10 protein-coding genes are annotated in these 15,488 nt (G+C 39.0%); 5 read left to right on the top strand and 5 right to left on the bottom strand.

Features of this window, described 5'->3' with window-relative positions:
- The first annotated feature begins 16 nt into the window (after positions 1 to 16).
- From larE to PL9631_RS21335, 3 genes are all read left to right on the top strand, one after another.
- Entirely contained in the window at positions 17 to 838 is an 822-nt protein-coding gene (gene larE / locus PL9631_RS21345) for an ATP-dependent sacrificial sulfur transferase LarE (RefSeq protein ID WP_197046485.1), read from the top strand.
- Between the two features lie 201 nt (positions 839 to 1,039).
- On the top strand, positions 1,040 to 2,548 hold the full coding sequence (locus PL9631_RS21340; RefSeq protein WP_083623465.1) for a methyl-accepting chemotaxis protein: 1,509 nt from the start codon (positions 1,040 to 1,042) through the stop codon (positions 2,546 to 2,548).
- 163 nt (positions 2,549 to 2,711) lie between these two features.
- On the top strand, positions 2,712 to 4,364 hold the full coding sequence (locus tag PL9631_RS21335) for a CocE/NonD family hydrolase (RefSeq protein ID WP_083623464.1): 1,653 nt from the start codon (positions 2,712 to 2,714) through the stop codon (positions 4,362 to 4,364).
- A gap of 43 nt (positions 4,365 to 4,407) precedes the next feature.
- Here PL9631_RS21335 and PL9631_RS21330 read toward each other — a convergent pair whose 3' ends face one another.
- The gene (locus PL9631_RS21330; protein WP_083623462.1) at positions 4,408 to 6,642 is read right to left on the bottom strand and encodes a CHASE2 domain-containing protein; all 2,235 of its coding nucleotides are present in this window, start codon (positions 6,640 to 6,642) and stop codon (positions 4,408 to 4,410) included.
- 32 nt (positions 6,643 to 6,674) lie between these two features.
- Positions 6,675 to 7,454: a DUF928 domain-containing protein gene (locus PL9631_RS21325; protein ID WP_083623460.1), complete on the bottom strand. Its 780-nt coding sequence runs from the start codon at positions 7,452 to 7,454 to the stop codon at positions 6,675 to 6,677.
- Between the two features lie 235 nt (positions 7,455 to 7,689).
- On the opposite strand from PL9631_RS21325, the gene PL9631_RS21320 reads away from it, so the two are divergent.
- Positions 7,690 to 8,784: a CAP domain-containing protein gene (locus PL9631_RS21320; RefSeq protein WP_083623458.1), complete on the top strand. Its 1,095-nt coding sequence runs from the start codon at positions 7,690 to 7,692 to the stop codon at positions 8,782 to 8,784.
- A 95-nt stretch (positions 8,785 to 8,879) separates the two neighbouring features.
- Here the strand turns inward: PL9631_RS21320 and PL9631_RS21315 are convergent, their stop codons facing one another.
- Complete coding sequence (locus tag PL9631_RS21315; protein ID WP_083623456.1) at positions 8,880 to 10,754, bottom strand: tetratricopeptide repeat protein; 1,875 nt, start codon at positions 10,752 to 10,754, stop codon at positions 8,880 to 8,882.
- 296 nt (positions 10,755 to 11,050) lie between these two features.
- Positions 11,051 to 11,746 carry a FecR family protein gene (locus PL9631_RS21310; protein ID WP_083624292.1) on the bottom strand — a complete coding sequence of 232 codons (696 nt, stop codon included), beginning with the start codon at positions 11,744 to 11,746 and terminating at the stop codon, positions 11,051 to 11,053.
- A gap of 301 nt (positions 11,747 to 12,047) precedes the next feature.
- Here PL9631_RS21310 and PL9631_RS21305 point away from each other — a divergent pair, with 301 nt between their 5' ends.
- Positions 12,048 to 14,720, top strand: coding sequence for a CHAT domain-containing tetratricopeptide repeat protein (locus PL9631_RS21305; protein WP_083623454.1), 2,673 nt, complete (start codon positions 12,048 to 12,050; stop codon positions 14,718 to 14,720).
- Here the strand turns inward: PL9631_RS21305 and PL9631_RS21300 are convergent.
- A complete protein-coding gene (locus tag PL9631_RS21300; protein WP_083623452.1) occupies positions 14,717 to 15,415 on the bottom strand; it encodes a M15 family metallopeptidase in 699 nt (232 codons plus the stop codon). The genes PL9631_RS21305 and PL9631_RS21300 overlap by 4 nt on opposite strands.
- Between the last annotated feature and the right edge of the window lie 73 nt (positions 15,416 to 15,488).

The following is a 15,488-nucleotide window of genomic DNA, read 5'->3' as shown; positions in this document are numbered from 1 at the left end:
TTTAGTCTACACCATGATAGTCACAGAAAAATTACAACAACTCCAAGCCCTATTTCAAGAAATGGAACGGGCTCTAATTGCCTATTCTGGAGGAATAGACAGTACCCTAGTTGCTAAAATTGCCTATGATGTATTAGGAGATCAGGCTTTAGCAGTAACGGCTGTTTCTCCTTCTTTGTTACCCGAAGACTTAGAAGATGCTCGAATTCAAGCCGCGGAAATTGGGATTCAACATCAAGAAATTGAAACCCAAGAAATGGCTAATCCTAACTATACATCAAACCCCGTAAATCGGTGCTATTTTTGTAAAAGTGAACTCCATGATCACCTCAAACCCTTAGCTCAAACCTGGGGTTATCTTTATATTGTTGATGGAGTTAATGCGGATGATTTAGGCGACTATCGCCCGGGAATTCAAGCAGCAAAAGAACGAGGTGTGCGTTCACCTTTAGCCGAATTAGGAGTTACTAAAACCGAAGTTAGAGAAATTGCTAAATATCTGGGTTTAACAGCTTGGGATAAACCTGCCCAACCCTGCTTAAGTTCACGGTTTCCCTATACGGAAGAAATCACAATTTCTAAATTACAACGGGTGGGCAGAGCAGAAGTTTATTTGAGAAAATTAGGCTGGAAAAATCTGCGAGTTCGTTCGGAAAAAGATACCGCCCGGATAGAATTATCGCCCGAACAGATTCAAGACTTTGTAGCGATGACTGAATTGCCTAAATTAGTACAAGCCTTTCAAGAATTTGGTTTTATTTATGTTACTTTAGATTTGGAGGGATATCAAAGTGGAAAATTAAACCAAGTCTTGCCTTCGGAGTTAATTCGTACCTAGATAAATAAATTTTTTTAACCCCAAACCCCAACTCAGAACCAGACAAAGGAGGCAAAATGATCCAGTGTTGTATGACAGCAATTATCAAATATCTTAGAGACTATCAAGTTAGGTTCTTAATTTAAAGAATACAGTTATCTATCCTCAATCAAGTTATTCTGAAAATTACTCGAAATTAATTAGAAATTAGGAGTTGAGAACATGGCGAGTCGTTTTGAACGAAATTCTGGTGATAAAAGGCATTTATTGAGTCAATTTAAGCTCAGAACTCAGATGCTGTTTGGTTATGCCATTCCCGTTTTTATGTTTGCGGGTTCTACCTATATTGTTTATATTAATTCTAATAGGGTATTTGAGGCATTTGATCAAGTTGAGAAAGTTCAAAAAACGATTATTGGAACTGATATTATGGTGTTAGCCGGTAGTAATATGGTTGCCAATAGTCGAGCCTATTTGATCACTCCAGATCAAGAGTTTTTACAATTATATGAACAAAACTGGCAAAGTTTTCAAGAAGCTAGTGCAAGTTTGAATAATGCAATTACTATTCCTGAGCAACAGCAAAGATTTGAAAAAATGAAAACAATCGCCCAAAGTTATAATACTTATCAAAATCAGGTAATTGGCTTACTACAACAGGGAAAGAAAAAAGAGAGTATTGATCTTTTTAAAGAGGGTTTAGGAAAGCAACTGCTCGCTGAATTTTTAACCCTTAACTCTGAATTTAATACCACAGAAATTCAAAGACTCAATACTGAAAATATGCAAGCGAGAAATACGTTACAAAATGCAATTAATCTTTTGATCTTTGGTTCAATTCTTTCTATCTTAACCGCTTTTACGATTGCTTGGTTAATTTCCTCCTTAGTCAGTCGTAAAATTACTCAAGCTATTGATGCTATTGATAATTCTTCCTTGGAAATTAATGTAGCCGTTGACCAACAGGAAAAAATTATCAGCAGTCAAGCGAGTTCAGTGAATGAAACCACTCGCACGATGGATGAATTAGAATTTTCGGCAAAACAAGCCAGCGAACAGGCGGAAACTTCTACCTTAGGAGCCAAACAAGTTTTAAACCTAGCAGATAATGGCAATGAACTCGTGCAACAAACTTTGGTAGAAATGAACCAAATGAAAGCAAAAGTTGAAGCCATTGCCGAACAAATTTTACGTTTAAGTGAACAAACTAATCAAATTGGAAGTATCTCTCAAGTGGTGGGAGATTTAGCCAATCAAACCAATATGTTAGCTCTCAATGCTGCCGTAGAAGCCGTGAGAGCCGGAGAATATGGAAAAGGGTTTTCGGTCGTGGCTTCAGAAATTCGGAAATTAGCCGATGAAAGTCAAAAATCCGCCCATCAAATTAATAATTTAGTCCTGGGAATTAAACAGTCGAATAATTCAACTGGAGCCGTTACCGAAGCAGGAATCAAGAGCGTGGAAAATACCGTTGATTTAGCCAAACAAACCGCTTCTGCCTTTCGGAATATGTCCCAAGAACTGAGTAATATTGTTCAAAGTTCTCAGCAAATTTCATTAAATTCCAAGCAACAAGCCGTAGCTATTCAACAGGTGGTAGTAGCAATGAATAATCTGAATAAAAATGCTCAGGATACCAGTCTGGGTATGGGTCAAATTAAGTTAGGGATTCAAAAACTCAGCGATGCGGCTTTTGATTTAAAAGATATTGTCCAAGAAACATCACGATAATCAGTTATCAGTCATCAGTTATCAGTGTAAAAGTTAATAGTTATCGGTGTAAGAGTTAACCCATTACCCTGTTACTGAGCGAAGTCGAAGTATTACCCATTACCCATTACCCATTACCCATTACCTATTACCCAACTTATTGATAGATAAATAACTGAAAAAGATGATTATTCAACAAACAGCCTCTCTAATTACCCGGGATGGAATTCGACTAGATGCGGATATTTATCGACCCGATACAGAGGAAAAATTACCCGTTTTATTAATGCGACAACCCTATGGGAGAGCGATCGCCTCGACCGTTGTTTATGCCCATCCAAAATGGTATGCTCAACAGGGGTATATTGTAGTAATTCAAGATGTGAGAGGACGGGGAACTTCTCAAGGGAAATTTAAACTTTTTACTCATGAAATAGAAGACGGTTTAGATACTATTAATTGGGTTGCTAATTTTTCCTATAGTAACGGTCGGGTGGGAATGTATGGATTTTCCTATCAAGGATTAACTCAGGTTTATGCCGCTTCTAACCATCCAAAAGCATTAAAAACCATTTGTCCGGCGATGATGAGTCATGATTTATACGGAGATTGGGCCTATGAAGGCGGGGCTTTTTGTTTATCTGCTAACCTCGGATGGGCGATGCAAATTTCTGCCGAAACAGCCCGATTAAAGCAGGATAAAACTGCCTATAATTCCCTGTATCAAGCCTCTCGCAATTTACCCTTTTTTGATGCTATTCCAGCGAGTCCAGAAGTTTTAAAAAATCACGATCCAGATTCATTTTATCATGAATGGTTAGCCCATGATCAACCCGATGAATATTGGGAAACTCTATCCCCAAAATTAGACAATTTAGACTTACCGATGCTACATATTGGGGGATGGTTTGATACATATTTAAGAGGAACAATTCATTTTTATCAAGAAATGGTGAAGCGTAGCCCCGCCTCCCAACATTTAATTATTGGCCCCTGGGCTCATCTTCCGTGGGGGCGAAAAGTGGGCTCTGTGAATTATGGGTTAACCGCATCCAGCTTGATTGATAGTCTGCAAATTCAATGGTTTGATACTTTTTTAAAAGGTAAAGAAAACCCAATTTTTAATCAAAATCAGGTTTGTTTATTTGAGATGGGAACTCAAGTTTGGCGAGAATTCAAACAATGGCCGTCATCGTCTTCCCAAATTTATTATTTATCAACTAATGGACTCGCTAGTTTACGAGAAGATGCTGGAATATTAACATTAAATTGTCCTGAAAATCCTCAAGAAGATGTCTTTGTTCATGACCCTTGGCGCCCGGTTCCAGCCCTCGGAGGTCATGCAATTAATCCCACGGGTTCCTTTGACCGTTCTGGCTTGGACTGTCGAACTGATATTGTTACCTATACCTCCGAACCCTTGACTCAAGATTTATATTTAGCTGGGAATTTAACCGTGGAAATTTATTGCAGTGCGGACACAGCTAGTTTTGATTTATCTGCGGTGTTATCAGAACTTAAACCCGATGGTAGTGTATATAATTTCAGTCAAGGCTATCGAAAGATTGATAATAATTATAATATAAATAATGATTTTATTCAAGATAAAAATATAAATTGCTACCCAATAAAACTACAAGCCACTTGTATTAGAATCCCTCAAAATCATTGTTTACGTTTAAGTATTAGTGGAGCTTGTTTCCCAGCCTATCCCGTCAACTCAGGAACCCAAAAACCTCTAAATCAAACCCACCTAATCGATAATCAAATTATTACCTTAACTATTTATACTGGAGGTAATTTCCCTTCAAAAATTATATTATCAAATCCAGATTAGAATTGTGTTTAGGGTAGTAGGGTTAATTCATGAATTATCTCTACTATACCTTAATATTTTTATAAAGTTGATTAAAATATTTTTCAACCTCTGGAGGTTTAGCCGTAAACCCCACATAAAAAGCTCCGGTTTCCGCCGATTTTTCTAAAACTTTTGCATAAATGTCATCACTCCATTGGTCTGCTTCTAACTTCATATTAAGTTTTAAATTGGCTAAAGCCCCAGGAATCATATCATTATTTGCCTCAGTCACAATCAGCCCTCCTTTTTCCGATAATTCAACTAAACTAGCCATTAAAATACTATCACCAATATGTTTTCCATCTAAAATAAAATATTGTAATAAGATCGGAATTGGAATCGGATAAAAATGCTGTTCTTGTTTAGAAATATAAAGATTATATTTACCTGCAATTCCTCCCACTTCATAAATAGTAATCGGTTTTTTAACGCCCTTGGGTTGAACTAATTTCTGATTTTCAATTTTAATTAAATCCCGACCAGCTTGATTTAAAGTCATTTCAGAAATCAAGATTTGTCCTCCGGTTGTATAGGATTCAATTCGATAGGTTAAATTAACTTGATTCCCCACAACCCCATATTTTGTGCGTTTTTCTGAACCAATATTTCCCACCACAACTTCCCCCGTATTAATTCCAATTCCCATATCTAAAGCCGATAAATCCCACTTTTGTAATTGTTCATTTACCTTCTGCATTGCTAATTGCATCCCCACCGCGCAAGCAATCGCCCGTTGAGCATCATCTTCGCGTAAAGTAGGAGCACCAAATAAAACTAAAATTCCATCCCCCATAAACTCATCAATGGTTCCTTGATAGACCGTAATTACATCGGCCATACAGGACAAATAAAAGTTTAAAATTCTAACCACTTCCTCCGGGCTTAACCGTTCAGAAAGGGCCGTAAAGCCGCGTAAATCCGAGGTTAAAATTGTAATTTTTCGGCGCTCTCCTCCGAGTTTTAAACCTTCAGGTCTTTCTAATAAATTAGAGACAATTTCAGCACTTAAATAACGTCCGAAAATATTTCTAATATCCGAAGCAGAACGGGCAATATAAGCCGTAATCGCGATCGCCGAACCCGCCAACGCCAAAAAGGGAGGAACTACCGGAACCCACCACCCTTGAATAAACAAAAAATAGGTACTTCCGAGTAAAATTCCCGTGGCTAAAATCGAAATTGCAACCTGGCGAATAATTAATAATTGTACTTTAGCCGTTGCCCGAAATTTCCAAGTTAAAATCGCTCCTACTCCCGACCAAATCAATATCCAAAGCCATTCCAAAGGATCAGATAAGGTTTTAATTAAAGGACGATCATCTAAAGCCGTACTAATAATTTGACTGGTAATATGGGCATGAACTTCTACTCCAGCCATGCGTTGATTCGCAGACAACGTATAGGGAGTTGACATTAAATCCTTAAAACTTTCTCCGACCGAACCGATTAAAATAATTCGATTTTTTCCCCAATCTTCAGGTAGTTTATTAGTTAAAATATCCCGAAAAGAAACAATTTCAAAACTACGATTATATCCTCGATAATTTAAAAAGATTTGATAGCCCCCAGCATCAGCCCGCACATAGCCCCCATCATTTTTAGCAAACGGTCTAAAAACAGTATCATTAAATTTCCACCAATTATTAGTACCCGGCACTATTTCTGGGGCCACTCCTTGAGCATCTAAATAAAACATCGCTAAAAACAACCCCAAACTATATACTGGTTGTTCTTGATCATTATTAACAACTAATAACGCCCGTCGAATAATATTATCTTCATCTAAAATCAAATCATTCGCCGCTACTCGATTTTTTTCTTTTAAAATTGGAGGCGCGGCCACGGATTCTAAGGATTCATCCCCAACTACTTTTTCAATTCCGAGTAAATTAGGAGTTTCTGCTAATAGTTTAATTAACCGTTGATGACCGGGTTCAAAAGGCAAATCTCGGTAAATATCTAACCCGATTACCGTCGGTTTCATCGCAACTAATTTCTCGATTAATTCCGCATAAACCTGGTCAGGAACATAACCTTGACCAATATATTTCATATCCGCTTCATCTAACCCGACAATCGCAATTCTCTGATCCCGGGTTTCTAGGGGACGCAGACGCATATATTGGTCATAAACCGCCCATTCCCAGGATTGTAAAACCCCAGAAAAACGCAGCAGGATTACGAGACCTGCCATGACTGGGGTTGTAATCCAAACGCCACGCCACTCCCATACTAATTGTTTAATTTTTGCCCTCATTCAACTTATTTTAGGATTTATGCTTTACCTTTCTAGGGTGTGGATTGATGATCCGAATTACTCACCGTTGCTTCCGGTGCAAAAGGGGCTTCTGCAATCTCTTGATTGATTTTAATAGAGGTAAGAAGTTCTTTCCATAATTCCGGTTCAGAATTTCGCATCTGAGCCATAATCATTAAGGTATCTTGCCAGAGGTTTTCTCGGGCATAAATTTCCGCTTTTTTTAAGGGAGTTTTAGCTTTTTCCAGGGCGTTTTTCAGGGAGATATTCAATTCATTTCGCTGAATAGAAACCTTTAAGGTATCGATAAATTCTTGTCCGTCCGTTTCACAGGTAATAGAAAAACTCCATTTATATTGACTTCCCGTTTCTAGGGCGACGGTTTTCGGCAGTTGAATCTGGACAATACTGGGTTTTGCCGGGAGTTGAACCATGGTATTATGAACATCTTTTCCTTGTTGATTAATCAGAACAAATTCACCCGTTTTTACCTTAGATTCAGGAACATAAATAAAGAAGGTGGGATGGGCAGAAACCGTTAAAGTGTTCTGACTGGGGACTAAGGCGGTCATTTTTGTATTTCCAATTCCACATTGACTCGCCGAAAGGGTATCACCGGTGCGGGTTCCTCCCCCGGCGGTACTCACTGGCCCATCTCCTTTGGGGGCCGGGGGAAATTGTAAGCTGATTTGCATAGGAGTATTAACCGGAGGTTTTATCCCTATGCGTGAAGTAGTTATTGCTAAACTGGCTGCGGTGGGTAACAGAATCCCTAAAACCAGACTTAAAAAACCAACAGACTTGATAACCATGAGATTATGCCTCTTTAATATCTATTATGATGATCATTATGATGCACCGTCACAGAAAAAAAATTTATATCCCATTGGGGTGAATTTCCACACCAAATTGGTAAATTCCGGGGATTCATTCCTGTAAGACTGTTTAATTACTTCAGAAGTTGCCACTTTGAAAGAATAGATATAATCAAGAGTAAAGAAACTACCGAATTAAAACGAAACTATAACCTTTATCAATACTAAAACCATGAGTTTAATTCCTGATGCTGCTATCGGTGCTTTAATTGGAAATGAATCCTCCGAATTGATTTCCCTATTTTCAGGACAGTTATTCAACCATCCCGGCGGGGTGTTAGGACTCGGTGGGGACGATACCCTATTTGGTGCGAGTGATGATGAGTTAATTTTAGGAAATACAGGTTTTGATCAGTTATGGGGTGCTGAGGGTTCCGACACCCTATTTGGAGGTAAGGAGGGGGATATCCTGGAGGGAGAAGGGGGAAATGATCTCCTATTTGGCAACCTAGATGCCGATACCCTTTTTGGGGGTGAGGGGTTTGATAGTTTATTTGGCGGGAAAGGCGATGACGTCTTGAACGGTGAAGGCGGAAATGATACCCTAGCGGGGGATTTAGGGGCGGATACCCTCACCGGAGGCATTGGTCAGGATGTATTTCTGCTACAACAACAAGGTCAAGGACGGGACTGGATTACGGATTTTGAACCGAATATCGATTTAATTCAACTCCCCGATAACCTGGGCCAAGTGCAAGTCCAAGCCGTAGGCAGTAATCAAACTCGCCTGGTGGTGAGTGCTACGAACGAAGAAATCGCCCTCCTGGACGGGATTGTGCCATCGAACTTACGGGACAGTGATTTTATCGGTCAGGGATTTACCTTAAACACCGATAATGTTTTGCCTCCGACCTCTGACTTTGTTCAACAGGTCTTAGACTTAACCAATGAATTCCGTAGCCAAAATGGTTTACCGCCCCTAACCTTGAACACTCAGTTAAACGCCGCCGCCCAAGAACAGAGTCAAGATATGGCGCAGGAAGACTTTTTTGACCACATCGGCTTAGATGGTTCCACCCCCGCCAGCCGTGCCCAAGACCAGGGATACACTTTTTCTTTTATCGGTGAAAATATTGGTGCGGGGTATCAAACCCCCGAGGAGGTGGTTCAGGGATGGATTGATAGTCCAGGACACCGGGAAAACCTGCTTAACCCCAATTACGCCGAAATTGGCATTGGCTATTTCTATTTAGAAAATGATACGGGGTTTGAAAATTGGAACCACTATTGGACGCAGGTATTTGGGACAGGGTTGGGTAATGGGTAATTACGAATTACGAATTACTAATTACTAAGGGGTAATACTTCGACTTCGCTCAGTAACAGGGTAAGGGGTAATTCATGAATTACCCCTACTATAAATCACAGGCGCTTTAATAATATTCCTGTTTGCCAATAATAGGCTTCTTGTTTAACCGCTAAAACTTGGAAGAAGGGTTTCCATTTTTCGCGGAAAGAATTCACGTCATAGAAAACCAGAGAACGGGTATCCCGTCCCAGGGTGAACATGGAAAAATCTTGATTGATATATTCAAAATAGTTTTGAATACAAGTCTGTTTTTGTTCTGGGGGCCAGACATTATTATTAGACAGCCAGACTTCGGGGAATTGTTTAATTTTATCAAAAATATACTGTTCTTGAATCGTAATAAAAGCTAATCCCCCAGGTTTTAAAATCCGACGCAGTTCTAACAGCCAAGCATCGGCTAAATCATCAATATGGGTAAAAACAGAACCCGCATAAATTAAATCAAAATAGCGGTCTTCAAAGGGTAAATGGGGCAGGGTTGTCCCGACAAAAAAATGAAAGGGGGGACTCATATTTTGTTGACACCAAGCAATACAATCCGCACTAATATCGGTTCCCCAAATTTCACAAATTTCTGATAAATCGGCTAATTCTCTGAGGATGCGTCCCGATGCACAACCAAAGTCTAAAATTCGGCTTCCAGTTTTGAGGAAATATCCACACTCTCGCAATACACTTAACATCACCTGAACTTGCGTTTTTCCTGAGTTGAGATAATATTCTTCATTCTCTGCAAAAACTAACCTCAAATCTTGAGGAGGAACGGGAAATTGCCATTTTCCGGTTTGGGGATTTTTGCCTAAAATATTGGGTTTAGGTAAACAATAGGAGGGAGCTTGTCCCGATTTCGGATAATATTTTAACCAGTCAATTGGTTCGAGTGGATGGGGAGAGAAAGTAGAATCAATTCCGAGAATTTCATCTAATTTTTGTTGAGCTAAACTATAATCTGGATTCAGTTTTAAAGCGGTTTCAAAACAAGGAATAGCCTCGGATTTTTGTTGTAAATTTAGATAGGCTAAACCCAAGTTATAATAACAGGAAGGTTCGGTATAATTTAGTTCTAAAGATTTTCGATAAACGGCAATAGCCTCCTGCCATTGCTGCAATTTAATAAGCGCATCCCCTAAATTTTTATAAGACCAAAAGAAATCCGATTTAATTTGATTAGCTGTGGTATAGACTTCAATGGCTTCTTGCCATCTTTCTAAATTAAATAGGGAGTCCGCTAAATTAATATAAGACCAAAAGAAATTAGGGTCAATGGAAATTGCTTGTTGACAAATGGGAATGGCTTCTTCCCATTGTTCTAAATGAATTAATACTTTTCCTAAACTAGCATACGACCAAAAAAAGTCGGGTTTTAATTCAATCGCACGGCGATAGATGGGGATGACTTCTTGCCATTTTTCTAAGGTGGTTAAGGCTTCTGCTAATTTTTGATAAACTCCCCAAAAGTTCGGGTCTAATTCAATGGCTTTTTGATAAATAGGGACGGCTTTTTCTAGTTGGTGAGTTTGGGTTAAACATTCGCCTAAACCATTATAACCCCAAAAACAATTGGGGTCGAGTTGAATCGCTTTTTCATAGATGGGAATTGCAGCTTCCCAGCGCTGTAATTTAATTAAGGCTTCTCCTAAATTATTATAAGCCCAGAAATCATTAGGACTTAATTCAATAACATTTTGATAGGCTGTAATGGCTTGTTCAAATTCTTGAGTTTTGAGGGAAAGATTGCCAATTTTTTGATATCCTAGGAGAAATTTGGGCTCAAGATTAATTATTTTTTGGTAACAGGCGATCGCTTCGTTAAAATTCTCACTTTCTTGATATTGAATCGCCTGTTGGCATAATTCCGTCATTAAGTCAGCGTAGGGATGGGTAGATTCAGTCATAATTAAACTATCTTCTGGATTAGATTGGGTCATATTTTTTGGCACAATTGTTTACAGTTATAGATTCTATCATTTAATCAAAAACCCGTCAAAAGAGAAAGATTAATTTTGCCTTTTGAATGATTAAGTTATCAGTATAGGAACGCGCCCGATCGCCGCGATTATGGGCACGTCTCTACCAGTTATCATTTTATTGCCCATTACCTATTAATTATCAATCCCAGGACTGACGCACAAGAGCAAAGAAACCGGGTTTCTCGCCCTGATTTTGCGGATGAAAACCAGATTTCTTGTTCAGAAAGCTGGTTTCTGCATAAGTCCTAAATCATTTAGAATGGGAAACGCGGAATTGGAACAGAAACCGGCGGAGTTGGAATTGGGGGCGTGGGAATTGGGGGCGTGGGAATTGCCGGGGTAGGAATACCATTTTGAGAACAAGTAAACCCGGGTAAAAGACGAGAACAAACAGAAGATAATGCCCCTTCGGGAGTAACGGGAATATTGAAACCCGTGAATAATTCACCTAATAAAATGGAGGAAATTTCTTCCAATGTCATGGGAACGACTTGACTTAAAATTCCTTTTAAAATAGGTACTTTTTCTCCTTCATTAACTGTGATAGGTTCTCCAGTTCCATCGGCTGGAATCACTTCTACAGTTCCTTCTAAAACTTTAATATTACCCGTTTTTCCGTCGGTAGTTTCTAGGATATAAATAGTTCCTTGAACACCCACCGTCAGCCCCGCAATACATCCATTAACCGGGCCACTTACTAATATTTGTCCCCGTTGAATTTCTACACATTGACCAACGGTAATCTGGGAATTTTTATCCATCCGTCCCGACGCCCCCTGATTAAATATAACTCCAGCGCGAGAGTCTTTTGTGATAATCATTTGTCCGAATTCCGCTTGGTCTTCTACCTTAGCTTGATTTTCTTGAATAAAGACTTGATTACCATCGATAATTTCTTGAATGATGGCAAGATTAGTTTGAGCAATAGTAGGTTGTTGAAACAGTCCCATACTCAAAATCAGGAAAAATCCTGTGCTGAAACCGATTAGAATTCGCTTCCAATCCCGAAAAGGTTGGAGCCCAATAATTGATCTTAAAAAAACAGGAATAGTGAACATAGGTTAAGCAGAAAATGAGAAACTTTCAACGATCAGAAACTCTTGAACACGGATCAGGTTAAAATAATCTGTATAATAAATCCTAAACCTTTGATCACCTCATCGTCAAGATTTGAGTTGTAGCAGGAATTGAATCATGATACACAATAATAGACGCATAAATAAGTTTTTTACGGTTTGGTTTTGCCTCCTGATGCTGGCGTCTTTTTTGGTTTTTGGATTTGTTGTCCCGGCGATCGCCCAGGAAGGTCAATCCACAGAAATTACTAATTCTAATTCTAAAGCGGAAGATATTTTTAATCAAGGGATGAAACGCTATCGAGAGGGGACAGTAGCTGGGTTTCGGGCGGCGATTCAACAGTGGGAAGAAGGGTTACGTCTGGGGCGAGAAGCTAATAATCCTCAGCAAGAATCGATGACTCGAAATTTTTTATGTTCTGTTTATAGTAGTTTAGGAGAATATCCCCAGGCGATTAATTGTTATAATCAATTATTGGTTTTAACTCAAACCTTAGAAGATCAACAAACCCAAGGCACAACGTTAATTTCTATTGCTAAGATTTATAGTCAATTAGGCGAATATCAAAAAGCCTTAGATACTCTGAATAAAACCTTTACTTTCTGGCAAACCGTTAATTTTAAAACCGGAGAAGTTGCCACGTTAAATGAGATGGCATTGATCTATTTTAATTTAGGGGAACTTCAACAAGCTCTAAACTATTATAATCAAGCTTTAGTTATCGTTAAACAGTTGGGAAACCCGACTAATGTGGCGGCAATTTTAAATAATATAGCTCAGGTAGAATCGGAGTTAAATCAGTTTGAAATCTCCCTCAAGCATTATCAACAAGCACTGAGTTTATGGGACGAAGTGATTAATAAATTTGGGGATAGTGCGGCGGTTAATGTGCAACGAGGTAAGGGAGCAACCTTAAATAATATTGGATTTGTTTATGCAAATTTGAATCAAATGGATTCGGCTTTAACCACCTATAATCAATCTTTGAATGTGTGGCAAAAAATAGGCGATCGCACGGGAGAAGCCAGTACCTTAAATAATATCGGCTTTATTTATTTTCAACAAAATAAGTTAGATCAGTCCTTAGAATTATATCATCAAGCTTTAAAAATTCGTCAGGAAGTGGGCGATCGCCCAAAAGAAGCCTTATCTCGATATCGAGTGGCAACGGTTGAAAGAAAACAGGGTAATTTTGAAGCCGCGATCGCTCAAATTGAAACGGCTTTAACTATTATTGAAGATTTACGAATAAAGATTAATAGTCAAGACCTAAGAGCTTCTTTTTTAGGATCTAAACAGGATTACTACCAATTCTATATTGATTTGTTAATGCAACTGAATCAACAACAACCGGATCAAGGATGGGATGGAAAAGCATTACAAATTAGTGAACGGGCTAAGGCTCGATCTTTATTAGATATTTTAGCCCAAGCTCAAGGAGATGTGACCTCTGGAGTTGACCCAAAACTGTTAAATAAAAAACAAACCTTAAAACAAAAATTATCGACTTTAGAAGAACAGCGAGTTAAACTTTTAAGCCAGTCCCATACGAATGAACAGAAACGGCAACTCAATCAAGAAATTGAAAGTTTAATTCAACAATATAGCCAAGTTTTAGATACGATTCGGGTGAATAATCCCCATTATGCGGCCCTAACTCAACCCCAACCTTTAACTTTAGCTGAAATTCAAAAATTATTAGATGACCAGACGGTTTTATTAGAATATTCCCTCGGCAAAGAACGCAGTTATTTATGGGCGGTGACTCCTAACTCAATCCAAACTTATGAATTACCCCCAGAAGCTACCTTTAAAACCGCCGTTAAAACCTTTAGAGATAATTTACTTTCCCCGAGTAAACGGATACGGCGATCGCTCTACGAAGAAACCGGAAAAGCCCTAACTGAAATTGCTTTTCCCCCCATCCCCTCTATCAAAAATAAACGATTATTAATTGTCGCCGATGGAGCCTTACAATATGTTCCTTTTGCCGCCCTTCCTGAACCGGGAACCCCTGGGGATAGCGAGGCAATTCCTTTAATTATTAATCATGAATTATTAACCTTACCTTCGGCTTCGGTTTTAGGGATTATGCGCGGAGAAAATCAGAATCGCAAACCCCCAGAAAAAATCCTAGCGGTGTTAGCTGATCCGGTCTTTGCTTCTACAGATGATCGCTTAAAATCCGTTGTTTTTCAAGCGATTAAAGCCCTTCCTCCAGAGTTAGAACGTTCCGCCAGAGAATCGGGAATTTTATTTGATCGTTTACCCTTTACCCAGGAAGAAGCGACTCAGATTTTAGCCTTAGTTCCTGAAGAATATAGTTTACAAGAAGTCGGCTTTAATGCCAGTCGAGAAACTGCAATTAATCTTGAATTAAGTCAATACCGTTTTGTGCATTTTGCCACCCATGGTTTACTCAATAGTGAAAATCCCCAATTATCCGGTTTGGTTTTTTCTTTAGTAAATCAAACCGGAGAATCTCAGAATGGATTTTTACGACTTTATGATATTTTTAACTTGAATTTACCAGTGGAATTAGTCGTGTTAAGTGCCTGTGAAACCGGATTAGGTCAGGAGATCAAAGGGGAAGGATTAGTAGGTTTAACCCGGGGATTTATGTATGCGGGAGCGAATCGAGTGCTGGTGAGTTTATGGAAAGTTGATGATCAAGCAACCGCCGAATTAATGGTTAAGTTTTATCAGGGAATGTTAAAGGAAGGATTAGCTCCTGGGGCGGCTTTAAGACAAGCTCAAATCAAAATGCAAAACGATTCAGAATGGATACCCCCTTACTATTGGTCGGGGTTTACTTTACAAGGAGAATGGCGAGGAATTCAAGATTAACGAATATTTTGCAAAGGCACATCTAAAAGACCGTATTTATCCCATCCGGGTGCATCAAAATGCCACCATTCTGTAATTAAGGAAATGAATCCTTGTTGTTTCATTTTAGCCGCGAGTAAATCACTATTTCGACGCACTTGGGGAGAATTTCCAGTGTAATCTCTAGCAGCTTTATCGGTAAAATCATCAAAATCCGTGGGCATTTGTAACTCTGCCCCAGTGCGTAAATCAACTAAGGTTAAATCAACCGCCGCTCCTCGGTTATGGCGAGACCCTCTAGCGGGGTTAGCAACATAACGAGTATCGGGTAGAATTTCCCACATTTGACGAGTGACAGACAGGGGGCGATAACAGTCATAGACTTTTAATCCTAACCCTATTTCTTCTAAATCTTTTTGTACTTTTGATAAACGTTGGGCGACATCAGAGCGTAAAAAACAACGGGGAACCGCATAGAGTTTTTTCTTCAAAAAATTGTTGGTTGTGGCGTAGCGAATATCATGGCGAATATTCGGGTTAACGCTTTTAATATCAACTAATTTATCTGTATTTGGAACTTGATTATAGTCTTGAATCACTAAAGGAGGAGGAGACGCAGGAGGCGGGGTTAAATTTTTAGCGTGAACAGGATTACAGTTAATACCCAAAATTAGGAATAAAAATAAGAATAATCGCATCAGGAGTTTAGAAAGCATAGGGTTAAAATGATGATGATGTAATTAGTTAGAAACCGGGTTGATTTAGTGCAGAATCCTGTAGGGGCGAGGC

This window comes from Planktothrix paucivesiculata PCC 9631 (genome assembly GCF_900009265.2).
GTDB classification, from domain to species: Bacteria; Cyanobacteriota; Cyanobacteriia; order Cyanobacteriales; family Microcoleaceae; genus Planktothrix; species Planktothrix paucivesiculata.
The sequence above is the reverse complement of the archived record's forward strand: the minus strand, read 5'-3'. Positions and strand labels throughout refer to the sequence as shown.

What these genes read in the sequence shown, in the direction of transcription:
- PL9631_RS21340 (WP_083623465.1), top strand. Translation starts at nt 1,040, where the DNA reads ATGGCGAGTCGTTTTGAACGAAATTCTGGTGATAAAAGGCATTTATTG.
- PL9631_RS21335 (WP_083623464.1), top strand. Translation starts at nt 2,712, where the DNA reads ATGATTATTCAACAAACAGCCTCTCTAATTACCCGGGATGGAATTCGA.
- PL9631_RS21330 (WP_083623462.1), bottom strand. Translation starts at nt 6,642, where the DNA reads ATGAGGGCAAAAATTAAACAATTAGTATGGGAGTGGCGTGGCGTTTGG.
- PL9631_RS21325 (WP_083623460.1), bottom strand. Translation starts at nt 7,454, where the DNA reads ATGGTTATCAAGTCTGTTGGTTTTTTAAGTCTGGTTTTAGGGATTCTG.
- PL9631_RS21320 (WP_083623458.1), top strand. Translation starts at nt 7,690, where the DNA reads ATGAGTTTAATTCCTGATGCTGCTATCGGTGCTTTAATTGGAAATGAA.
- PL9631_RS21315 (WP_083623456.1), bottom strand. Translation starts at nt 10,754, where the DNA reads ATGACCCAATCTAATCCAGAAGATAGTTTAATTATGACTGAATCTACC.
- PL9631_RS21310 (WP_083624292.1), bottom strand. Translation starts at nt 11,746, where the DNA reads ATGGGACTGTTTCAACAACCTACTATTGCTCAAACTAATCTTGCCATC.
- PL9631_RS21305 (WP_083623454.1), top strand. Translation starts at nt 12,048, where the DNA reads ATGCTGGCGTCTTTTTTGGTTTTTGGATTTGTTGTCCCGGCGATCGCC.
- PL9631_RS21300 (WP_083623452.1), bottom strand. Translation starts at nt 15,415, where the DNA reads ATGCTTTCTAAACTCCTGATGCGATTATTCTTATTTTTATTCCTAATT.